We start from the raw sequence: 22,786 nt of genomic DNA on the forward strand, positions 1-22,786 counted from the left end.
CCCGCGACATTCACACTCAAGAGGTTGAACACATGAAAAAACTGATCCTCTCCCTCGCCACGGCCACGGCGCTGACCGCTGCCGCGACGACCGCAGCCATGGCGCAAATGGACAAGGTCAAGGCCTGCTTCATCTACGTCGGTCCGATCGGCGACTTCGGCTGGTCCTACCAGCACGACCAGGGCCGCCTCGCCGTCGAGAAGGAACTCGGCGACAAGGTAGAGACCGCCTACCTGGAAAGCGTGCCGGAAGGTGCCGACGCCGAGCGTGCCATCGAGCGTTTTGCCCGCTCCGGCTGCAACATCGTCTTCACGACGTCCTTCGGCTACATGGATGCCACCAACAAGGTCGCCGCCAAGTTCCCGGACGTGAAGTTCGAGCATGCCACGGGTTACAAGCGCGAGCATCCCAATGTCTCGACCTACAATTCCCGTTTCTACGAAGGCCGCTACGTCCAGGGCGTGATCGCCGCATCGCTGTCGAAGGCCGGCACGGCCGGCTACATCGCCTCCTTCCCGATCCCCGAAGTGGTGATGGGCATCAATGCCTTCATGCTCGGTGCGCAGTCCGTCAACAAGGACTTCAAGGTCAAGGTGGTCTGGGCCAACACCTGGTTCGATCCCGGCAAGGAAGCCGACGCGGCCAAGGCGCTGATCGACCAGGGTGCCGACATCATCACCCAGCACACCGACTCCACCGCGCCCATGCAGGTGGCTTCCGAGCGTGGCATCAAGGCCTTCGGCCAGGCCTCGGACATGATCAAGTTCGGTCCCGAGACCCAGCTGACGTCGATCATCGACAACTGGTCGCCCTATTACATCAAGCGGGTGAAGGCCGTGCTCGACGGTACCTGGGAACAGGTCGATGTCTGGGCCGGCATGCCGGAAGGCGAAGTCGTGATGGCGCCCTACACCAACATGCCGGACGACGTGAAGGCCAAGGCCGAGGCCGTCGAAGCGAAGATCAAGTCGGGTGAGTTCAATCCCTTCACCGGCCCCGTCAACAAGCAGGATGGCACGCCTTGGCTGAAGGATGGCGAGGTGTCCGACGATGGCACGCTGCTCGGCATGAACTTCTACGTCGAAGGCGTCGACGACAAGCTGCCGCAGTAAGGACACGGCATCGAAGCATTTCTGGAGCGCGGGGCCGGACGGTCCCGCGCTCCTGTCGTTTCTGACCGGTTTGCGAACTCAGGAAGCAGCCGTTGTGCGGCCGGCCGGAAGAAAGCGCCAGGCATAAGAAGCCATCGCGTGGAGCCGGCCGGCTAGCCAGCGGCGCCCGGGCGCCTCGATGAACCGCCATACCGACCACGAAAGCAAAAGCACCATCACCGACGCGGCGGACAGGGCGCCGGCCTCGCCGATGGACGGGGCAAGCGCATTGATTGTCACGTAGCCGATATTCTGGTGCAGCAGGTAGAGCGGATAGGTCAGGCCGCCAAGCATCAGCACCAGGGGCGTCGGGGAAACGAACCGCCGCGCCATGACCGTCGCCCAGAAGACCAGGTGCAGCGCGATCCCGGCCAGGACGAGTTCGCGCGACGTGAGCGCCGTTCCGTAATGCTCGAGCATCCAGGCCTGCATGCCCGCCATGTGGCTCAGCGCCATCAGGAAGGCCGCCGCCATCAGCATGAGAACGTCGCCGCCGCGACGATGCGCGACCAGGTGATAGGCAAGAATGCCGCCGGCAAAGAAGGGCGCGTATTCGGTGATGAGCGCCAGGCGCACGGCGCCGCTTTGAAGCCATCTCTCGTTGATCATCGCGATGACCAGCCAGGCCGCGACGAGCAGCAGCCGCCGGCTGGAGAACAGGCCGGACAGGATGGCCAGTGAAACCCAGAAATAGAACACCATTTCAAGGATGATGGTCCAGTAGACGCCGTCCATGAAAGGCTGGCCGAAAGCCGGCGCCAGCATTGCCAGATTGGCCCCGTATTGCCCGGCGCCGGCCGGCAGCCGCGGATCCCCGGCAAGCAGGAGGACGACGAAGGTGATCGTCATGCAAGCCAGGAAGCCCGGATAGAGCCGGGAAAAGCGTGCGATGACGAAACCCGTGAACGAACGTCCCTCGGCGGACCAGGCGATGACGAAGCCCGAGATCATGAAAAACAGGTTCAGCCCGAGATAGCCGAAGATCGCGACAGGTGCGGCCGTGGAGACGCCGTGGTCGAGGTAGGCCGGTGTGCCGGCCGAACCGCGGAACAGGTAATGGTAACCGGCGACGGCAACCGCCGAGAACAGGCGCAGCAGGTCAAGCGATGCCATGCGCTCTGATGCGCCGCGCCCGGTTTCATCCCGTGCTGCCATGGGGGTCCATCTCCGTTTCCGGGCCGGAGAATGCCATCGGTCCGGGCCAGGAAACAGGAAATCCGTGCGACAGGGTGAACGGGCAGGGTTAACCGCTCAGACGGCGGTCCCGTGCAGGTCGTAGGCGTCCGCGGCCTCGATCCTGACCGTGACGATGTCGCCGACGCGCAGCGGCCGGCGCGACGTGACGTGAACGACGCCGTCGATCTCGGGCGCGTCGTACTTGGTGCGGCCCGTGCCCACCGTTCCTTCCGCCTTGTCGATGATGACCGGAAGGCGCTTGCCGACACGCTTTTTCAGGAGCTGTGCGGAAACGCCCTGCTGGCGCTCCATGAACCGCTTCCAGCGCGCCTCCTTGATGTCCTCCGGCACGTCTTCGAGGCCAAGGTCATTGGAGCGCGCGCCCTTCACCGGCTCGTACTTGAAACAGCCGGCCCGGTCGATCTTCGCCGCGTCCAGCCAGTCGAGCAGGGTGGAGAAATCCTCCTCGGTCTCGCCCGGGAAGCCGGCGATGAACGTCGAACGGACGGCGAGATCAGGGCAGATGTCCCGCCAGCGCTGGATCCGTTCCAGCGTCTTTTCCTGGTGCGCGGGACGCCGCATGTTTTTCAGCACCGCCGGGCTGGCGTGCTGGAAGGGAATGTCGAGATAGGGAAGGATCTTGCCTTCCGCCATCAGCGGGATGACCTCGTCCACGTGCGGGTAGGGATAGACGTAATGCATCCGCACCCAGACGCCCATGTCGCCCAGTTCCCGCGCCAGGTCGAGGAAGCGCGTGCGAACCTGCCGGTCCTGCCACGGACTCTCGGCATATTTCATGTCGAGGCCATAGGCGCTTGTGTCCTGGCTGATGACGAGGATCTCCTTCACGCCTGCCTTCACCAGCTTTTCCGCCTCGCGCAGAACGTCACCGATGGGCCGCGACACGAGATCGCCGCGCAAGTGCGGGATGATGCAGAACGAACAGCGGTTGGAGCAGCCCTCGGAGATCTTCAGATAGGCATAGTGGCGCGGCGTCAGCTTCACGCCCTGCTCGGGAACCAGGTCGAGAAACGGGTCATGCGCCGGCGGGGCGGCTTCGTGCACCGCGGCCATGACGCTCTCGTAGGCCTGCGGCCCGGTGATGGCGAGCACGCTCGGATGGCGTTCCCGGATCACGTCCGGTTCGGCGCCCAGGCACCCGGTCACGATTACCTTGCCATTCTCGTTCAGGGCCTCGCCGATCGCGCCCAGCGACTCGTCGCGGGCGGAATCGAGAAACCCGCAGGTGTTGACCACCACGAGGTCCGCGCCGTCATGCTTGCGGGCGATCTCGTAGCCTTCCGCACGCAGGCGGGTGATGATCCGCTCGGAATCGACCAGCGCCTTGGGGCAGCCGAGGGAAACGAAACTGACGCGTGGTGCAGACATGGGGCTCTCTTCGTCCGTTTGGGCAGGAAGGGCGGCAGGCCGGCAAAACGGCCGTCAGGCCAGACCGCAGCCGACGGCGCTGCGCATAGACCGGATTGATGTCGAGGGCAAGGCAGGCCGGCGCCGCGCGCCGGCTGGCGTCACCCGTGCTGCGACAATTCGCGGATCACGTCACCGGCCATGGCGACATCGGCCTCTGTGGCGTCGAACTGGCCGACCTGGAAACGGATGGCGATGCGGCCGTCGACCCGGGTCTGGGTGATGTAGATGCGCCCATCGTCGTTGATCCGGTTGACGAAGGCGATCTGCGCGTCGTCCGGTCGCCCTGCAAGGCGAAAGGTGAAAAGCGACAGCACCGGTTCGGTGACGATCTCGAAGCCGGGCAGGGCACGCAACCGCTCGGCCAGGGCCTGCGACCATGCGACGTGGTTGCGGATGCGCTCGCGCAGGCCCTCCAGGCCGTAGCCGCGCATCAGAAACCACAGCTTGAGCGCACGGAATCGGCGCCCGAGCGGTACCGACCATTCCGAGTAGTTGATCAGCCCGTCGTGACCGTGGGTCTTGAGGTATTCCGGCTGGATGGCCAGTGTCTTCACCAGACTTTCCGGATCGGCGATGAAATGCGCCGAGCAGTCGAACTGTGCCCCGAGCCACTTGTGCGGATTGAAGACGACGGAGTCGGCACCCTCCACGCCTTCCCACAGCGACCGGTATTCCGGGCAGATCATCGCCGATCCGGCCCAGGCCGCGTCGACGTGGCTGTAGAGGCCGTGGCCCCTGGCAACACCGAGAACAGTCCGCAGATCGTCGCAGGCCCCGGTGCCCGTTCCGCCCGTGCAGGCAATGACGCCTGCCGGCAGGAAGCCCGCTTCCCGGTCGGCCACGATCGCTGCCTCCAGCGCCTGCGCATCCATGCCGCTCATGGGTCCGGAGACCGGGATCCGGACGAGGTTGTCCTGCCCGATGCCGGAAATCCAGATGGCACGGTCAACCGAGGTGTGCACCTCGGCGCTCGCATAGACGCGAAGCCGCGGCTGGCCGGAGAGGCCTGCCTGGTTCCCGGCCCAGGCGAGGGCGCGTTCGCGCATGGTGAGCACCGCCGCCAGGGTGGCGGACGAGGCGCTGTCCTGGATCACGCCCGAAAAACCGCCAGGCAGGCCGATGGCCTGCCGAAGCCAGTCCATCATCCGCGTTTCCATCTCGGTCGCAGCCGGGCTGGTCTGCCACAGCATGCACTGGGCGGCCATGGCCGTCACAAGGTACTCGGCAAGGACGGAAACATCGGCGGCGTTGGCCGGGAAATAGGCAAAGAACCGCGGATGCTGCCAATGGGTCATGCCCGGCACGACGATCCGCTCGAAATCGGCCATGATCGCGTTCATCGCATCGGCGTGTTCCGGAGGCGATGGCGGCAATTGCGCGGCGATGTCGCCCGGCGCGGTCTTGGCCCGGACGGGCCGGTCGCGGAGCGTATCGCGGTAATCGGCGCCCCAGTCGGCCGCCTTTCGCGACCAGGATCGAAAATCTTCCGGCGTCATGTCCTTGCCTCCTTCATCCCGGCCGCCCCTGGCCGGTACAGTGTGTCTTCGCCAGTGCCGTTGTCTGAGCCGCTTCTTGATCCCATCTGAAGGGCAACGCAAACGAAGAAAGATTCAACCATGACAGACCAGGCCTTTTCCGCCGCAGCGCGGGTCCCGACCGCCGCCGGCTCGCGATACCTCCAGCAGCTCAGCAAGCACTGGGCACACAAGTTCCCGGTCAACTTCACGCCCGAGAAAAGCCGGATCGAGCTTCCGTCCGGCCTCTGCGAGATGGCGGCGGAAGAGGAGGCCCTGCTGGTCAGCATCGAATCGGCCAGTGCCGAAGAACGGGACCGGCTCAAGGACGTGGTCGAAAAACACATCGTTCGCTTTGCCTTTCGCGAGGACCTTGTCTTCGACTGGCGAAATGTGACCGCTGCCTGATGAACTCAAACTGATGACCCCGCCTCTTGCGGGTCCGGACCGCGGGATGCCCGGCCGCCCTGTTGGTTAATGTGTTAAGTTTATCCGGAGTGATGGTCAACCATGGCTTGGCACGTTCCAAAAAACAGTCGATAGAGTGGGGGCATGACCGACGATTCCAAGGCACCCGGCCAATTCGCGCCGACCACGCGTTCCCTGCCCATCGCATTGCTGCGCGCCCGCGAGACCGTGATGGGGCCGATCCGGGACATGCTTCAGAAGAGTGGCGTGTCGGAACAGCAGTGGCGCGTGCTCCGCGTGCTCGATGAACTGGGCGAAGTGGAACAGAGCGCGATCGCCGAGGCTGCCTGTCTGCAATTGCCGAGCCTGACCCGGATTCTCAAGACCCTGGAAGGGCAGGGACGGGTCACACGGCGGACCGACGAGACCGACCGCCGCCGCACCCTCGTCCGGATCACCGACGAGGGCAGGGTGCTGATCCTCCAGCATCTCGACGACAATGCCGCGATCTTCGCCCGGCTTGAACGCCGGTTTGGCCGCGCCAGGCTCGATACCCTGCTGGATCTCCTGGAAGAACTGCGCCGCACGGCCCCCTGAACGCCCTTCGGGCATCCTGGTTCCCACGTGACATGCCGGTCCGGCGGACCGCTGCGAATGGCGCGCGCCGTCATTCCGGCGCTTTGTCCTGCATTCTGAAATGCACGCGTTGCCACGCAAGGTTCGCTGTCCACAGGCGGAGATTCTCCTGTCACGCCCTTGACAAAATTTGCGCGTCATGAAAAAAATTTCATCAGATGATATTTTTATCATCCGGGAGGAAATCACTTGGCAGTCAACGGCACGACACTTGCGCCGGATTCTGATGCGTCCATGGCAGCCCGCGCTGCATGGCTGCATTATGCCGGCGGCCTGACGCAGGCCGAGGTCGCGAAGCGGCTGGGTGTTACCTCCATGAAGGCGCACCGCCTGATCACGCGTGCCAACCAGGCCGGCCTGGTCAAGGTTTTCATCGACGGCGAAGTCGCAGAATGCGTTGCGCTGGAGGCCGAACTCAGCAAGCGGTACGGTCTCGACTATTGCGAGGTCGTCCCCGACATCGATGCCGACGACCTGCCGTTGCGCGCGCTCGGTCGGGCAGGGGCCCAGTTCCTGCGCCGCGAGATGGAGCGCTCCGAGAACCTTCTGATTGGCATCGGCCACGGCCGCACGCTGGCCGCCAGCGTGGAGTTCCTTCCGCGGATGAGCGCCGGCAAGACACGGTTCGTCTCGCTGCTGGGCGGCCTGACCCGCAAGTTCGCCGCCAATCCGCACGACGTGATCCACCGGCTCGCCGAACGGACCGGCGCCGAGGCCTATGTCATGCCGGTTCCCTTCTTTGCCAACACGGTCGAGGACCGGGATGTGCTGCTGTCCCAGCGCGGCATTTCCGACGTCATGGACCTGGCGCGCTCCGCAAGCCTGCTGTTCGTCGGCATCGGTACCGCAGAGCCGGGTGCTTCGCTCGTCGCGACCGGCATGATCGAGCCGGGCGAGATCGCCGAGGTCAGCGCCAGGGGCGGGACCGGTGAAATCCTCGGCCATTTCTTCGATGCCAGGGGCAATCCGGTCGATACGACCCTGACCGAGCGGACGCTCGCGCTGCGGCTCGACGAGTTGCGCGACCGGCGGATCATCGCCCTGGCCGGGGGACAGTTGAAGGTCCCCGCAATCAATTCCGTGCTTGAGAGCCGCTTGCTCAGCGGTCTCATTACCGACGAACGCACCGCGCGCGCGCTCGTCAAGCTTGAAGCGTCCTGATCGGGACACCAACGGGAGGAACCCCACATGTATGAAAAGGAAAAGCAGATCGTAGACGCGTATGTCCGCGGATCGATCAGCCGCCGCGATCTCTTCCGCGGTCTTGGCGCCCTCGGCGTCACGGCTGCGACGGCCGGCGTTCTGGTCAACGCGGCCGCGACCCGTGCCCTCGCGGCCAACGGATTCGACTGGAAGAAGCACTCCGGCACCACCATCAAGCTGCTTCTGAACAAGCACCCCTACACCGATGCCATGCTGGCCGACCTTGAGAACTTCAAGGAAATGACGGGCATGGACGTCCAGTACGACGTGTTCCCGGAAGACGTCTACTTCGACAAGGTGACGGCTGCGCTCTCCTCCGGCTCGACCGAGTACGACGCCTTCATGAGCGGCGCCTACATGACCTGGACCTACGGTCCGGCCGGCTGGATCGAGGATCTGAACCAGTGGATCAAGGACGACAGCAAGACCAACCCGGACTACAACTGGGGCGACATGCTGCCGGGCGTGGTCAAGTCCTGTGCCTGGAACGGCCAGCCGGGCGGTGAACTGGGCTCCGACGATGCCAAGCAGTGGTGCATTCCGCTCGCCTACGAGCAGAACAACCTGACCTACAACAAGCGCATCTTCGACGCCAACAACCTCAAGGTTCCGACCAACATCGACGAACTGCTCGACACCGCCGCCGCGGCCAAGGCAGTGATGAACGGCGGCTATGGCATCGGCGTGCGCGGCTCGCGCTCCTGGGCGACCATTCACCCGGGCTTCCTGTCGGGCTATGCCAACTTCGGCCAGAAGGACCTCAACGTCAGCGCGGACGGCAAGCTGTCGGCTGCCATGAATACCGACGTGTCGAAGGAATATCACCGCAAGTGGGTCAAGATGATCCAGGATTCCGGCGCGCCGGACTGGTCGACCCACACCTGGTACCAGGTCGGCACCGACCTCGGCGCCGGCAAGTCGGCGATGATGTTCGACGCCGACATCCTCGGCTACTTCATGAACGGCGGCGACAACAAGGAAGCCGGCAACCTGGCCTTCTCCGCCTTTGCCGCCAACCCGGAAGCCAAGGCGCCGACCCCGAACATCTGGATCTGGGCCATGGCCATGTCGACCTTCTCCCAGAAGAAGGACGCCACCTGGTACTTCCTGCAGTGGGTCACGGGTCCGGAGCACGACCTGTTCGGCGCCCGCAAGATGGACCTCGTCAACCCGGCGCGGTCCAGCGTCTGGGCCGACGAGATGTTCCGCGACAAGCTGTCGGCGTCCTACCCGGGCTACGTCGAGATGCACGACGTTTCCGCTCCCGGCGCCTCGATCAAGTTCACGGCTCAGCCGCTGTTCTTCGATCTGACGACCGAATGGGCAGCCATGCTGCAGAAGATGGTCGCCAAGGAGGTCCCGGTCGATGAAGGCATCGACCAGCTGGCCGAGAGCGTCAACCGTCAGCTCAAGGATGCCGGCCTGGGCTAAGCCCGCCGGTATCGGGGCGCCCCGCGACAGGGGCGCCCCGCATACAACCGAACCCGACCATTGGCGACCGATGTGCCAGCAGTGTCCCGGATACTGCTGACAGAAGGATTTTGTGATGAGCGACGCCACGATGAACCAGAAGCCGAGACGCGGTTTTCGCGTCAGCCGCGGCGCCTTGCCCTACCTGCTGAGCCTGCCGGCGTTGCTGACCTGTATCGGGATCCTGGTCCCGTTCTTCACCGCCGTTGCCTATTCGCTTCAGCGCTATCGCTTGTCGCAACCCTGGGCCCGAAAGTGGAACTGGGGCGAGAACTATTTGAATTTCCTGTCCGATCCTGCCTTCTGGAACACGCTCAAGGTCTCCCTGACCTATGCGTTCCTGACCGTCGGCATCGAGCTTCTGCTAGGGCTCGGCATCGCGCTGCTGCTGCAGAAGCGCACGCGGTTCAACAATTTCGTCTCCATCATGCTGCTGATGCCGCTGATGACCGCTCCGGCACTGGCGTCGCTGATGTGGAAGCTGATGACCAATCCTGGCTTCGGCATCCTGAGCTATTTCGCCTCGCTGATCGGGCTGCATGATTTCCGCTGGGCATCGGATCCGTCCACGGCCATGCTGACGGTGGTTCTGGTCGACATCTGGGTCTACACGCCCTTCATCATGATCCTGCTGCTCGCCGGCCTGCGCTCTCTGCCGCAGCAGCCCTTCGAGGCCGCCGCGCTGGATGGTGTGCCGCGCCTGTTCGTCTTCTGGCGCATCACTCTGCCGATGCTGACACCCTTCCTGCTGACGGCCACGCTGTTCCGCGTCATCGAGAGCATCCAGCAGTTCGACATCATCTACGCCATGACCCAGGGCGGCCCGGGCGACAAACTCACCGTCTTCCAGGTCGAGGCCTACCTGAACTTCTTCCAGTCGACGAATGTGGGGCGCTCCGCGGCACTGCTCATGATCCTTTGGGCGATCACCTACATCCTGTCGAACATCTTCATCAAGAACTGGCTGCGCCTGCGTGAACGGCAGCGCGGAGAGGCGTGAGGACATAACCATGGAACACACAAGCACCCTGGAAAAGGTCCTGCGCGGCACCGCCATCACGCTGGTCATCCTGTTCTTCATGTTTCCGATCTTCTGGATCTTCCTGATGAGCTTCCAGACGAACGAGACGATCCTGCGCGTTCCGCCGTCGATCGTCTTCGATCCGACGCTGTCGAACTACACCGCGCTGATCACCGGCAAGCTCGACACGGCAGCCGGAACGCTGGAAATCAGCTTCATGAAGAACCTCTGGAACTCGCTGTTCCTCTCCGCGGCTTCCGTCGCGGTCGGCCTGGTCCTCGGTGTGCCGGCGGCCTATGCCTTCGCCCGGCTGAAGTTTCGCGGCTCCGAGGACATCGCCTTCACGCTCCTGAGCTTCCGCTTCGCGCCGCCGCTGCTGGTCCTGCTGCCGCTGACCATCTACTTCCAGCAGATCGGCCTGGCCGATACCTACCTCGGCCTGATCTGGGTCTACCAGCTCATCGTCCTGCCGCTGATCCTCTGGATCGTCCGCGGCTACTTCGAGGACATCCCGGCCGATGTCGAATATGCCTATCGCATCGCCGGCCACAGCTGGGGCGCCACCTTCCGCAAGATCGCCCTGCCGCTGGCCGGGCCCGGCATCGCCGCCGCGGGACTGCTGGCCTTCATCTTCGCCTGGAACAACTTCGTCTTCGCCCTCGTGCTGGCCTCGGCCGACAAGCAGCCGGTGACCGTCGGTGCGCTCGCCTTCGTCACGGCGTCGGGCATTCAGTACGGCCAGGTGGCCGCCGGCATCGTCCTGTCGATCCTGCCGACATTCGCCCTGGCCCTCTACGCCCAGCGCTACCTCGTCGAAGGCCTGTCGCTCGGCGCGGTGAAAGGATAACCCCATGTCGCTTCAACTCACCGACATCGTCAAATCCTTCAAGGAGGACCTGGTGCTGGACGGCGTCTCGCTCGACGTTGCCACCGGCGAGACCCTCGTCCTCTTCGGCCCCTCGGGCGCAGGCAAGACGGTCCTGCTTCGCCTCATCGCCGGCGTCATCGAACCGGACGAGGGCAGCATCCGCATCAACGGCGCCGACATGGACGGCGTCGAGCCGGAGGATCGCGGTATCGGCATGGCGTTCCAGAACTTCGCGCTGTTTCCGCACATGGATGCCCGCGAGAACATCGCCAGCCCGCTGATCGCGCGCCGCGAGAGCAAGACCGGCATCAAGCGCCGCGTCGAGGACGTCGCCAGGCTGCTCAAGATCGATCATGTGCTGCATCACAAGCCAAAGGAACTCTCCAACGGCCAGAAGCAGCGCACCGCCTTGGGACGGGCACTGGCGGGTGAGCCGTCCATCCTTCTGCTGGACGATCCGCTGCGCAACGTGGATGCCAAGCTGCGCTTCGAGATGCGGCTGGAGCTGCCGCGCCTCCTGAAGGACCAGCAGGCCACCGTCATCTACGTGACGCAGGACTACAAGGAAGCCATGGCGCTCGGCGACCGGATCGCCGTCATGAGCGGCCATGGCATCGCGCAGATCGGCACGCCGGAAGACATCTACCTGTCGCCGGCCAACACCGAGATCGCGCGCCTGTTCGGCGATCCCGTCATCAACCTGCTGGAGGTCACGCCGGAACGCGGCGAGGCCGGCGTGCAGGTCAAGCTTTCGGGAACGGCCGTGCCGATCAATCCCGGCTACACAGGGTCGATCGGTCATTCCTGTATCCTGGGCATCCGCCCCGAGGGCATTCACTTCGCCGATGCCGGCACGCCGGGTGCGTTCCCGGTCACGATCGAGGCGGAAACGCCGCTTAACGAGAAGACTGTCACCCTCGCGGCGACCGAGAACAAGCGCGAAATCCTGATTTCGCGGCCGAGTGGCACATCCGCGCCCGACAGCGGACAGGCCCATATCGTCATCGACAGCGGCGCGGTCATCCTGTTCGACAGGGCAACCGGAAACCGCATTGCACTGCCGGCAACCGATGCCGCGAAGGGAGGGGCAGCATGAGCGAGACCATGCTCCGGCTGGAAAATGTCGACAAGTTCTACGGACCGATCGGCAAGGGGGTCCACGCCGTCCGGAACATCAACATGGACGTCGCCAAGGGCGACATCATCGCGCTGCTCGGGTCCTCGGGCTGCGGCAAGACATCGACGCTGCGCATGATCGCCGGTTTCGAGGAAACCAGCCGCGGCAAGATCTTTCTATCCGGGCGCGAGGTGCACCGGCTTCCCCCGGTCAAGCGGCACGTCGCCATGGCCTTCGAGGGCTATTCGCTGTACCCGACGGTCAACGTGCGCGACAACATCGCCTTCGCCCTGAAGGCGGCGAAGCTGCCGGAGGCCGAGGTCGCCTCCCGCGTCCGCGACGTCGCCGAGATGCTGGAGATCTCCGACATCCTCGACCGGATGCCGAACTCGATCTCGGGCGGCCAGCAGCAGCGCGCGTCGCTTGCCCGCGCCCTGATCCGCGATGCCGACCTGCATCTTCTCGACGAGCCGATGGGCCAGCTCGAGCCGCAACTGCGAACGCTTCTGCGCGGCCGCATCAAGCACTTCATCAAGCAGCGCGGTCTCACCGCCATCCTGGTCACCCACGACCAGACCGAGGCCAACGCCCTGGCCGACCGCATCGCGGTCATGGAAGGTGGCGTGCTGCAGCAATACGGCAGCCCGGCCGAGATCAAGGAGCGTCCGGCCAATCTCTTCACCGGGACCTTCGTCGGGGAACCGCCGATGAACGTCTTCCCCGTCACCGCCTCCACCGTCGGCGACAAGCTGCATTTCGACCTGGAAGGCGGCCTCGACCTGGCCTATGCCTCCAATGCCTTCGCACCCGACGTCCGCGAAGCCATCCTCAAGCGTGGCCGCGTCATGGTCGGCGTGCGGCCCTATGCCGTCCGCCGGTCCGAGCACGGCCCTGCAGCGCGGGTCCTGACGAACCAGTGGCTCGGCGACCAGAGCCACATCGCGGCAGCCTTCGCCAACGGCAACCTCGTGCTCGTTGAACATGACCGCGCCAGGGTCGGGATCGGCGAGGAAATCCGCGTCGAGCTGGACCCGGCCGACCTCCACGTCTTCGACCTGGAGAGCGGCAAGGCGATCAGCCACGGACAGGAACTGGCGTGATGACCGGCGGCGGCGATCTCATCATCGGTATCGATGCGGGAACCTCCGTCATCAAGTCGATTGCGTTCGACCTGTCCGGCCGGCAGATCGCGGTGGCCTCGACGCCGAACCGCTACACCGTCCTGCCTGATGGCGCCGCATTCCAGCCCCTGGCCGACACCTGGGAAGACTGTGCCCGGACGCTGCGGGAACTGGGCGAACTGGTCCCCGGCCTCGCGAACCGCACCGTCGGCATTGCCGTGACGGCGCAGGGGGATGGTACCTGGCTCGTCGGCCCCGGCAACGAACCGGTTGCCGACGGCTGGCTCTGGCTCGATGCCCGCGCGGCGCCGGTCGTCCGGCGCCTGCGCCAGTCCGCCGCCGATATCGACCGTTTCGCCCATACCGGCAGCGGGCTCAACGCCTGCCAGATGGGAACCCAGCTCGTCCGCATGAAGGAGATCATGCCCGAGGCCGTTGCCACGGCCGAGGTGGCGCTGCACTGCAAGGACTGGCTCTATCTGAATTTCACGGGTGTTCGCGCCTGCGATCCGTCGGAAGCCAATTTCACCTTTGGCGATTTTCGCACGCGGGCCTACGACGACAGCGTCATCGACGCGCTCGGCCTGACGTCGGAGCGCCGCCTGTTGCCCGAGATCGTCGACGGGTCGCAGGTCACGCATCCGCTGAGTGATGCGGCCGCGGCCGCGACGGGCCTGAAGGCCGGAACGCCGGTCTCGCTCGGCTATGTCGACGTTGCCTGCACGGCGCTTGGCGGCGGCATCTATACTGCCGGCTCCGAAGCCGGCTGCACCATCATCGGCTCGACCGGCATGCACATGCGCGCGACCACGCCGGAAAACGTCTTCCTCAACGAGGAGCGGACCGGCTACGTCATGTGCCTCCCGATTCCCGGCGTCGTGGCGCAGATCCAGTCCAACATGGCCGCGACCCTGAACATCGACTGGCTGCTGAAGGTCGCCTCCGACCTGATGGCCGACATGGGCAAGCCGGTGAATCATCGCGACCTTATCGCCCACATCGACACCTGGATCGCCGCGGCGCAGCCGGGCAGGGGGGTCTACCACCCCTATATCTCCGAGGCCGGCGAGCGCGGTCCCTTCGTCGACAACGCGGCGCGGGCGAGCTTCATCGGCCTGTCGTCCTCGCATCGTTTTCCGGACCTTGTCCGCGCCGTCATCGAGGGCCTCGGCCTTGCCGCACGCGATTGCTACGGCGCCATGGGCGACATGCCGTCCGAGGTGCGCCTGACCGGCGGCGCGGCGCGGTCGAAGGCGCTGCGCTCCATCTTTTCCGCCTCCATCGATGCCCCGGTTCGCACCTCCGCACGCGAGGAGGCAGGCGCCGCCGGCGCGGCCATGATGGCGGCCGTTGCCAACGGCGTCTACGACACGATGGACGCCTGCATCGCCGAATGGGTGACGCCGCTGCTGGGCGAAGCCGAAGCGCCGGATGCCGGCCTGGCCGCCGTCTATGCCCGTACCTATCCCGCCTATCGTGCCGCCCGCGAGGCACTGGTGCCCGTCTGGGCGCAGCTTTCCGAGACAGGAGACAATTGAGATGTCCAGATCCGTCGCCATCATCGGCGATCATTTCATGCTGCCGGAAGTGTTCGAGGAAAAGATCGTCGCGGCCTGCGGTGACAAGGTGTCGATCCGCACCCGCAAGGACAATTGGCCCGACGAACCCATGGAACACGGCTACGCCGTCGAAGGCATGGACGGGCTGAAGGAATATTTCGGCACCGCCGACGACGTGGTGGACTTCGTCGGCGACGCCGAGATCCTCGTCACCCAGTTGGCCCCGCTCTCGGCCGGCATGATGGACCGCCTTCCGAACCTGAAGCTCGTGGCGGTATCGCGCGGCGGACCGGTGAACATCGACATGACCGCTGCCCGCGAACGCGGCATCACGGTGGTCAACACGCCCGGGCGAAACGCCACCGCTGTCGCGGAGTTCACCATCGGCGCCATTCTTGCCGAGACCCGCAAGATCCGCGAAGGCCACGAAGCCCTTCGGAAGGGTATCTGGCGCGGCGATCTCTATCGCGCAGATGTGACCGGCCGCGAACTGAACGAACTGACCGTCGGCGTCATCGGCTACGGCAACATCGGCACCAAGGTGGTCAAGCTGCTGCGGGCCTTCGGCACCAGGGTGCTGGTCTGCGACCCCTATGTCCAGCTGTCGCAGGAGGATCGCCTCGCCGGTGTCGAGCATGTCGCGCTGGACGAGATCCTGCAGCGCTCCGACGTCGTCAGCATGCATCCGCGCGTGACCGATGAAACGCGCAAGATGATCAACGCCGACACGCTCAGGGCCATGCGTCCCGGCACGATCTTCGTCAACACCGCGCGCGGCCCGCTGGTCGACTACGACGCGCTCTACGATGCGCTGGAGTCCGGCCATCTCGCCGGTGCCATGCTGGAAACCTTCTCCGTCGAACCGGTGCCGGAAGACTGGCCGCTGCTGCAATTGCCGAACGTGACGCTCACTCCGCATATTGCCGGCGCGTCGGTGCGCACGGTCACCTTTGCCGCCGAGCAGGCGGCCGAGGAGGTACGCCGCTACATCGCCGGCGAAGGCCCCCGCAACCAGTGCTGACCAAGGATCGTCCCTTGACCCATCGCCCGCAAGAGGCCGGCATCGAAACCAGGATAGGACGATGACACAGATCGCCAACGACCCCGAATTCCAGGCCCTGCGCACGGTATCGGCAAGGGCCGGCGCCGATCCGCTGCTCGTTCAGGCGGCGGGCGGCAACACCTCGATCAAGCGTGATGGCATCCTCTGGATCAAGGCGTCCGGCACCTGGCTGATGAACGCGGACAAGGACGACATTTTCGTTCCCGTCGATCTCGGCCAGTTGAACAAGGCGGTGCGCCGCGATGACGGCTCGGCCGAAAAGGCCCAGGATTTCGTGGTCGCCGACCGGAACCCGTCCGGCCTGCGCCCCTCCATCGAGACGACCGTTCATTCGGCCCTGCCGCAGGACGTGGTGATCCATGTCCATTGCGTCGGCACCATCGCCCATGCAGTGCGGGCGGATGCCGGGGCTGTGCTGGCCGAAAAGCTTGCCGGTCTCGACTGGGCCTTCGTTCCCTACGTCAAGCCGGGCCTCACCCTTTCCCATTCGATCGAGGCGGTCCTGAAGCCGGAAACCCGCGTGCTTGTCCTCGGCAATCACGGCCTGGTCGTCTGCGGCGATACGGTGGCAGAAACCGAAGCGTTGATGGACGATGTCCATGCACGCCTGACCGGCACGCCTCGCGCAACGGCAAGCGCGGACATCGAGGCGCTGAAACGGCTGGCGCAGGGCACCGGCTACGATCTGCCCGCCGACCCGGCAAGCCATGGCGCGGCGCTCGATGCGGCAAGCGCTGCGATGGCCGGGCAGGGCAGTCTCTATCCCGACCACGTGATCTTCCTCGGCGTCGGCTCCGTGCTGGCCGGCGAGGGGGAGACAGCCGCGGATGTCGCCGCCCGCTTTGAAGCGGCCGGCCTGCCAGCACCCGTGTCGATCCTGTTTCCGGGCAAGGGTGTGCTGATGAACGGCTCGGCGAATGCCGGTGCCCAGGCGCTGGCCCGCTGCCTCGCCGACGTGACGACGCGGATCCCGGCAGGAACGGCATTGAACTACCTGACCGAAGCGCAGAATGCCGAGCTTCTGGATTGGGACGCGGAAAAATACCGCCAGGCGCTGAACAACAAGGGAGCAGGGGCGTGAGCACAGCCGCGCCTTCGCTTTTCGTCGGCATCGATGTCGGAACCTCCGGCGTCCGCGCCGTCGCGATTGACGGCGACAGGCAGGTCGTCGCGCAGGGGGCTGCGCGAATGGATTCATTCAGCGAGGACCATCGCTCGCCCGATGCCTGGCGTACCGCGCTCCAGGCCGCTCTCGCCGCCCTGTTTGGGAGCGTCGATCCGGCTGCGGTTGGCGCGCTGGCCGTGGATGGTACGTCGGGCACCATGCTGCCGGTTGATGGCGCCGGTACGCCGCTGGCGCAGCCCATGATGTACAACGACCCGGTCGACGATCCGGCGGTGATCGCGGCAATCGCCGCCGTCGCGCCACCGGAGAGCGCTGCCCTGGGAAGCAATTCGGCGCTCGGTCGCGCCATCGTGCTGCAGGCTGCACCGGGCACGGTCCGGATCATTCACCAGGCCGACTGGATTGCCGGCCAATTGTCCGGCCGGTTCGACGTCAGCGACGAGAACAACGCCCTGAAAACCGGCTACGACCCGGTCGCCCGGCAATGGCCGGACTGGATCGCAAAAACCGGCATGGCGGCCGCGATGCTACCGTCCGTCGTGGAACCGGGAACGGTCACCGGGCGGGCAGGGGGCGCGCTTGCACGGCAGCTCGGGCTTCATCCAGAGACCCTGATCGTGGCCGGTACGACCGATGGCTGCGCCTCGTTCCTGGCCACCGGTGCCAGCGAACCGGGCGACGGCGTCACCGCGCTCGGGACGACGCTCACCATCAAGCTGTTCAGCGACACGCCGGTTTTCGCTCCGCAATTCGGGATTTACAGCCACCGGCTGGCGGGCGGCTGGCTGGCTGGCGGCGCGTCCAACACGGGCGGAAACGTCCTGGCGGCCTATTTCGACAGCGAAACCATTGCCAGACTGTCGGCGGCCATCGATCCGGAGACCGATACAGGCCTGGACTATTATCCGCTTGCAAGGCCGGGCGAGCGCTTTCCTGTCAGCGACCCGGACTTCGCGCCACGCATGGAGCCGCGGCCGGCCGACGACACGCTGTTTCTCAAGGCCATCCTCGAAGGCATCGCCGCGATCGAGGCCATGGCTTACCGCAAACTCGTCGAACTCGGCGCGCCGGCGCTGGCTTCGATCCGTACCGTCGGAGGAGGGGCCTCCAACACCGCCTGGGCCCGGATGAGGGAGCGCGGGCTGGGTGTCCCTGCCCGTTCCGTCACTTCGCTCGACGCGGCCTATGGCACGGCACTCCTGGCGCTGCAGGGCGCAACGCCGGAGATCGCGGCATGAGCCCGGAAACCGGGACATCCAGCCGGATCGGACTGGCCGGCCTCGTCGGCCGCCACGGCACCTTTTTCGTCGACCAGTTCGGCGTGCTGCATGACGGTACGCTGGCCTATCCCGGCGCCATCGATGCCCTGGCGCACATGACCCGGGCGGGGTGCACGGTCGTCCTGCTGTCCAACTCCGGCAAGCGGGCGGCGTCCAACATCAAGCGGCTGAACACGCTCGGTTTCGCGCCTGACACCTACAGCGCGTTCGTCAGCTCGGGCGAGGTTGCCTGGCACATTCTCAAGCGCGAACTCGATTCAGGCCAGATGGCCAGCGGCAGCCGCTGCCTGCTCGTCGCCCGCGACGACGACCGCTCCGCCATCGAGGGTCTTGGGTTCGTCGATGCTGTTGATGGCGCAGATGCCGACGTCATCCTTTTGTCAGGCAGCCGCGGCGACCGGATCACCATGGCGGACTACGAGGCGCTGCTGGCACCCGCGGCGCGGCGCGGCATTCCGTGCCTGTGCACCAATCCGGACAAGATCATGCTGACGCCAACGGGTCCGCATTTCGGTGCCGGCGCGATCGCCGATGCCTATGAGGCCATGGGCGGACCGGTACGCTGGATCGGCAAGCCGTATCCGGAGATGTATCGCTTCGCGCTGGACATGTTCGGCGCGGCGCCTTCGCCGGATATCTGCTGCATCGGCGACAGCATCGAGCATGACATCGCCGGCGGTGCCGGCCTGGGGCTGACGACGGCGCTGGTGCGGTCGGGCATTCTTGCCGACATGGACGAGCGCGAACTCGAGCGCCTGTATGCCGAACACGGGGCGCGACCGGACTACACGATCGACCGTTTCGCGATGTGACCGGGCGCAGGGACCGGTGTGCAGCCGCTGCATGACACCTCCAGATAAATGTTGCATAAGATGGATTATGGAACTGTATGCTATAGGCAAGTCCTTGTGTGGCAAGGACCCGGGCTTGCCGGACTACGCCTGGTGCACTCCTGGCCGCCTATCCCTTCAGGTCCGCGATCGTCGCATGCGCAGCCTTGAGCAAGGCTTCGGTTCCGGCTTCGAACACCGCGTCATGGGCGCCCGCCGCGGCCCACACCGTTTCAAAGCGCAGCAGCGTTTCATCGGCAAGGCACGGTATCTCGATCTTGTGGCCGAGCGGCGAAACCCCACCGATGGCAAATCCTGTTTCCTCGCGGATCAGGCGCGGATCGGCACGGCCAAGCGGCTCGCCGGCAAGTGCTGCGGCCTTTGCCAGGTCGAGCGTGTTGTCGCCGGCCACCAGGAACAGGCACAGCCGGCCGCTGTTCTGGCCCTGGAAGATCAGCGACTTGACGATCTGGGCGACGTCGCAGCCGCATTGCCGGGCGGCTTCCGCGGCTGTCCGCGTGGATTCGCCCATCCGGCGGACGCTGATATCGAGGCCGGCAGCCTTCGCGGCCGCTTCCACCCGTGCAATGCTCTTGCTCATGCGCCACTCTCGCCGACAGTCCCGGATGACATGGAAAATTCGAAGACGAGCCCGTCGTGCGCCGGTTCCACGTTGTGCGGCGTTTCGGCCATGACGGTCGCATGATCGAGCGGCACATGCATGTGCGTGAGGACGGCGCGACCCGGTTTCAACCGGTCGATCCAGTCCAGCGCTTCACCAAGCGAGAAATGGCTCGGATGCCGCCGGTACTGCAAGGCATCGATGACGAGAAATTCCAGATTATCCAACCGTTCCAGTGTCTTTTCAGGAAATGCTGATACATCGGAACAATAGGCCAGGTCGCCGATGCGGAAAGCCAGCGAATGGATGTCGCCGTGCACCTGGCGCAAGGGTTCGAAGGTGATGGGCCCGCCTGCGCCGGTCACCTGGAACGGTTCGTAGTGGCGGATCGGGTTGGCGCGCAGGATCGGCGGATAGGACGACCCCTCGGGCGTGCGGAAGCAATAGCCGAAGGCTTCCATGAGACGCGACTTGGTCGCCTCGTCTGCCCAGATGTCCATCAGCTTGCGCTGCGTGATCACGTAGCCGCGCAGGTCGTCGATGCCATGGATGTGGTCGGCATGCGGATGGGTGTAGACGGCACCGTCCAGCGTATCGGCGCCCGCGCGCACCATCTGCTCCCGGAAATCAGGTCCGGTGTCGATCACGACACGGGTAATGCCGGCGTCGGAAATGCGCTCGACCAGCGCCGAGGCGCGCGTCCGCCGGTTTTTCGGATTATGCGGATCGCAGGCGCCCCAGTCACCCGAAATGCGCGGCACGCCAGGCGACGAGCCGCATCCGAGAATGGTGAAGCGCAGCGTGTCCGCCATGACCACCCTCAGAGAGCCGGCATCTTGGAAAACAGCCGCAGGCAATTGGCCGTGGTGGCCTCGGCCAGCGCCGCTTCGCTGACGCCCTTGCACTCCGCCAGGACCCGCGCCGTGTTGACCACGAAGGACGGTTCGTTGCGCTTGCCGCGATGCGGCGGCGGCGCGAGATATGGCGCATCGGTTTCGACCAGCAGGCGTTCCAGCGGCAGATCGGCGGCAATGTCGCGGATTTCCTGGCTGTTCTTGAAGGTCAGGATGCCCGAAAAGGACACGTAGCCGCCGAGCACGATGCCGGTCTCCGCCAGGGCGCGGCCGGAGGAGAAACAATGCAGGATGAAGGGAAAGCTCCCCTTCCCTGTTTCCTCGGTCAGGATTGCGGCCATGTCGTCGTCGGCATCGCGCGAATGGATGACAAGCGGCAGGCCGGTTTCACGCGCCGCCGCGATGTGCTGGCGAAAGCTCGCGGCCTGGGCCTCACGGGGCGACTTGTCGTAGAAATAGTCCAGCCCCGCCTCGCCGATGGCGACGCATTTTGGATGCGCAGCCAGGCCGGCCAGGTCCGCCGTGGTCACGTCCGGTTCCTCGCCGGAATTGTGCGGATGGGTGCCGACCGAGCAGTACACCGGTTCATGGGCTTCCGCGATGGCCCGGATGGCGTCGAACCGGCGCACCCGCGTCGAGATCGTCACCATGCGCTTGACGCCGGCGTCCAGCGCGCGCTGCACCACGGCCGCCCGCTCTTCTTCGAAATCCGGAAAGTCGAGATGGCAATGGCTGTCGATGAGCACGGGCTGGTCCGCCATGTCAGGCCTGCTCCCTGTCCACGTAGCGCGGGAAGACCCCCTGCGGCGCCGGCAGGGTCGTGCCGGGCACCAGGCGGTCCTCGAGGTTGGCGAAGGCGCGCGCGTCATCGGCCACGGCCACGAGGTCGAGCAGCCTGGCGCAGGACGCCGGCATGATCGGCTGGGCAAGGATGGCGATGCGCCGCACGGTTTCGGCAACCGTGTAGAGCACGGTGGCCATGCGGTCCGGGTCGGTCTTGCGCAGCACCCAGGGCGCCTGCGTGTCGATGTACTTGTCGGCTTCGGTCACGATGGCGAAAACGGCTTCCACCGCCTTGTGGATGGCCTGCCGGTCCATCGCTTCCCGCGCGGCGTCCAGCGCCTTTGCGGCCGACGCGATCAGCGCCTCGTCTTCCGGCTTGAGGGCGCCGTTGTCCGGTACCTGGCCGCCGCAGTTCTTGGCGATCATCGACAGCGAGCGTTGCGCCAGGTTGCCGAGGCCGTTGGCGAGGTCCGCGTTGGTCCGCTGGACGATGGCCTCGTGGCTGTAGGAGCCGTCATTGCCGAACGGGACTTCGCGCATGAAGAAATAGCGCACCGGGTCCAGTCCGTATTCGTCCACCAGGGCGAAGGGATCGACCACGTTGCCGACCGACTTGGACATCTTCTCGCCCTTGTTGAACAGGAACCCGTGCGCGAAGACGCGGCGTGGCAGCGGCACGCCGGAGCTCATCAGGAAGGCCGGCCAGTAAACGGCATGGAAGCGCACGATGTCCTTGCCGATGATGTGCAGCGCCGGCCAGTAATCCCAGCGCGGGGCATCGGCATCCGGGAAACCGGCCGCGGTGATGTAGTTGGTCAGCGCATCGACCCAGACGTACATGACATGCTTGTCATTGCCGGGCACCGGTATGCCCCAGTCGAAGCTGGTGCGCGAGATCGACAGGTCCTTGAGCCCGCCCTTGACGAAGCTCATCACCTCGTTGCGCCGCTCGGCGGGAGCCACGAACTCCGGATTGTCGTTGTAGAGCGCCAGCAGCTTCTCTTCATAGGCCGACAGGCGGAAGTAGTAGCTTTCCTCTTCCACCCACTCGACCGGGGAACCGAGCGGCTCGCGCCGAACACCGTCCTCGCCAACGGTCGTCTCGCCTTCGTCGAAGAACGCCTCCTGGCGCACCGAGTACCAGCCGCCATAGGTGTCGAGGTAGATGTCGCCGTTGGCTTCCATGCGCCGCCAGAGCTCCTGGCAGGAGACGCGATGGCGGTCCTCCGTGGTGCGGATGAAATCGTCATTGGAACAGCCGAGAACGGAAACCATCTTCTGGAAGACCGCCGAGTTGCGGTCGGCCAGTTCGATCGGTGCAATGCCTTCCTTGACCGCCGTCTGCTGCATCTTCTGGCCGTGCTCGTCGGTGCCGGTCAGGAAGAACACGTCCTTGTCGTCCAGGCGGGCGAAACGGGCCAGAACGTCGGTCGCGATCGCCGTGTAGGCGTGGCCGATATGGGGCACACCGTTGGGGTAGAAGATCGGCGTGGTGATGTAATATTTCGACTGGGTCATGGGTCCTGAAACGCTCCCGCACTGGGCGATTGTGT

The 22,786-nt window shown here is 65.2% G+C and carries 21 protein-coding genes; 14 read left to right on the plus strand and 7 right to left on the minus strand.

Annotation, left to right across the window (positions count from 1 at the left end; genetic code table 11):
* The first annotated feature begins 32 nt into the window (after positions 1-32).
* Positions 33-1,112 (plus strand): BMP family ABC transporter substrate-binding protein, encoded by a 1,080-nt coding sequence (locus tag CSC94_RS17350; RefSeq protein ID WP_099307631.1) that lies wholly within the window; start codon positions 33-35, stop codon positions 1,110-1,112.
* 78 nt (positions 1,113-1,190) lie between these two features.
* On the opposite strand, the gene CSC94_RS17355 is transcribed toward CSC94_RS17350, so the two are convergent.
* From CSC94_RS17355 to CSC94_RS17365, 3 genes are all read right to left on the minus strand, one after another.
* Entirely contained in the window at positions 1,191-2,306 is a 1,116-nt protein-coding gene (locus tag CSC94_RS17355) for an acyltransferase family protein (protein WP_099307632.1), read from the minus strand.
* Between the two features lie 96 nt (positions 2,307-2,402).
* Positions 2,403-3,716, minus strand: coding sequence for a 30S ribosomal protein S12 methylthiotransferase RimO (gene rimO / locus CSC94_RS17360; RefSeq protein ID WP_099307633.1), 1,314 nt, complete (start codon positions 3,714-3,716; stop codon positions 2,403-2,405).
* A gap of 140 nt (positions 3,717-3,856) precedes the next feature.
* Positions 3,857-5,254 (minus strand): pyridoxal phosphate-dependent decarboxylase family protein, encoded by a 1,398-nt coding sequence (locus CSC94_RS17365; RefSeq protein WP_099307634.1) that lies wholly within the window; start codon positions 5,252-5,254, stop codon positions 3,857-3,859.
* A 120-nt stretch (positions 5,255-5,374) separates the two neighbouring features.
* Between CSC94_RS17365 and CSC94_RS17370 the strand changes: the two genes are divergently transcribed.
* The 13 genes from CSC94_RS17370 to CSC94_RS17430 all read left to right on the plus strand — a co-directional run bounded on the left by CSC94_RS17370 (position 5,375) and on the right by CSC94_RS17430 (position 18,956).
* Entirely contained in the window at positions 5,375-5,680 is a 306-nt protein-coding gene (locus CSC94_RS17370) for a DUF2218 domain-containing protein (protein WP_099307635.1), read from the plus strand.
* Positions 5,681-5,824: 144 nt separating this feature from the next.
* Complete coding sequence (gene hpaR, locus CSC94_RS17375; protein WP_099307636.1) at positions 5,825-6,277, plus strand: homoprotocatechuate degradation operon regulator HpaR; 453 nt, start codon at positions 5,825-5,827, stop codon at positions 6,275-6,277.
* A gap of 273 nt (positions 6,278-6,550) precedes the next feature.
* Entirely contained in the window at positions 6,551-7,477 is a 927-nt protein-coding gene (locus tag CSC94_RS17380) for a sugar-binding transcriptional regulator (RefSeq protein WP_099307663.1), read from the plus strand.
* A gap of 27 nt (positions 7,478-7,504) precedes the next feature.
* Entirely contained in the window at positions 7,505-8,950 is a 1,446-nt protein-coding gene (locus tag CSC94_RS17385) for an extracellular solute-binding protein (RefSeq protein WP_099307637.1), read from the plus strand.
* Between the two features lie 115 nt (positions 8,951-9,065).
* Entirely contained in the window at positions 9,066-9,989 is a 924-nt protein-coding gene (locus CSC94_RS17390; RefSeq protein WP_099307638.1) for a carbohydrate ABC transporter permease, read from the plus strand.
* A 10-nt stretch (positions 9,990-9,999) separates the two neighbouring features.
* On the plus strand, positions 10,000-10,857 hold the full coding sequence (locus CSC94_RS17395) for a carbohydrate ABC transporter permease (RefSeq protein WP_099307639.1): 858 nt from the start codon (positions 10,000-10,002) through the stop codon (positions 10,855-10,857).
* A gap of 4 nt (positions 10,858-10,861) precedes the next feature.
* The gene (locus CSC94_RS17400) at positions 10,862-11,974 is read left to right on the plus strand and encodes an ABC transporter ATP-binding protein (protein WP_099307640.1); all 1,113 of its coding nucleotides are present in this window, start codon (positions 10,862-10,864) and stop codon (positions 11,972-11,974) included.
* Positions 11,971-13,095: an ABC transporter ATP-binding protein gene (locus CSC94_RS17405; RefSeq protein ID WP_099307641.1), complete on the plus strand. Its 1,125-nt coding sequence runs from the start codon at positions 11,971-11,973 to the stop codon at positions 13,093-13,095. The genes CSC94_RS17400 and CSC94_RS17405 overlap by 4 nt, the downstream gene beginning before the upstream one ends.
* Positions 13,095-14,654, plus strand: a complete 1,560-nt coding sequence (locus CSC94_RS17410) for an FGGY-family carbohydrate kinase (protein WP_099307642.1) — start codon at positions 13,095-13,097, stop codon at positions 14,652-14,654. The genes CSC94_RS17405 and CSC94_RS17410 overlap by 1 nt, the downstream gene beginning before the upstream one ends.
* 1 nt (position 14,655) lies before the next feature.
* On the plus strand, positions 14,656-15,696 hold the full coding sequence (locus CSC94_RS17415; RefSeq protein ID WP_099307643.1) for a 2-hydroxyacid dehydrogenase: 1,041 nt from the start codon (positions 14,656-14,658) through the stop codon (positions 15,694-15,696).
* 70 nt (positions 15,697-15,766) lie between these two features.
* Complete coding sequence (locus tag CSC94_RS17420; RefSeq protein WP_425356531.1) at positions 15,767-16,819, plus strand: class II aldolase/adducin family protein; 1,053 nt, start codon at positions 15,767-15,769, stop codon at positions 16,817-16,819.
* A complete protein-coding gene (locus CSC94_RS17425) occupies positions 16,816-18,102 on the plus strand; it encodes an FGGY-family carbohydrate kinase (protein ID WP_245408399.1) in 1,287 nt (428 codons plus the stop codon). The genes CSC94_RS17420 and CSC94_RS17425 overlap by 4 nt, the downstream gene beginning before the upstream one ends.
* Positions 18,099-18,956: a TIGR01459 family HAD-type hydrolase gene (locus CSC94_RS17430; protein WP_099307645.1), complete on the plus strand. Its 858-nt coding sequence runs from the start codon at positions 18,099-18,101 to the stop codon at positions 18,954-18,956. Before CSC94_RS17425 ends, CSC94_RS17430 begins: the two co-directional genes overlap by 4 nt.
* Before the next feature lie 148 nt (positions 18,957-19,104).
* Here the strand turns inward: CSC94_RS17430 and CSC94_RS17435 are convergent, their stop codons facing one another.
* From CSC94_RS17435 to metG, 4 genes are read right to left on the minus strand one after another with little or no spacing between them, the layout of a single operon-like run.
* A complete protein-coding gene (locus CSC94_RS17435; protein WP_099307646.1) occupies positions 19,105-19,575 on the minus strand; it encodes a YbaK/EbsC family protein in 471 nt (156 codons plus the stop codon).
* On the minus strand, positions 19,572-20,408 hold the full coding sequence (locus CSC94_RS17440; RefSeq protein ID WP_099307647.1) for an MBL fold metallo-hydrolase: 837 nt from the start codon (positions 20,406-20,408) through the stop codon (positions 19,572-19,574). Before CSC94_RS17440 ends, CSC94_RS17435 begins: the two co-directional genes overlap by 4 nt.
* 8 nt (positions 20,409-20,416) lie before the next feature.
* Positions 20,417-21,196 (minus strand): TatD family hydrolase, encoded by a 780-nt coding sequence (locus CSC94_RS17445; RefSeq protein WP_099307665.1) that lies wholly within the window; start codon positions 21,194-21,196, stop codon positions 20,417-20,419.
* Between the two features lie 16 nt (positions 21,197-21,212).
* Positions 21,213-22,751: a methionine--tRNA ligase gene (gene metG, locus CSC94_RS17450; RefSeq protein WP_099307648.1), complete on the minus strand. Its 1,539-nt coding sequence runs from the start codon at positions 22,749-22,751 to the stop codon at positions 21,213-21,215.
* Positions 22,752-22,786 lie beyond the last annotated feature (35 nt).

Origin of the sequence: Zhengella mangrovi (genome assembly GCF_002727065.1) — a bacterium.
Lineage (GTDB): Bacteria > Pseudomonadota > Alphaproteobacteria > Rhizobiales > Rhizobiaceae > Zhengella > Zhengella mangrovi.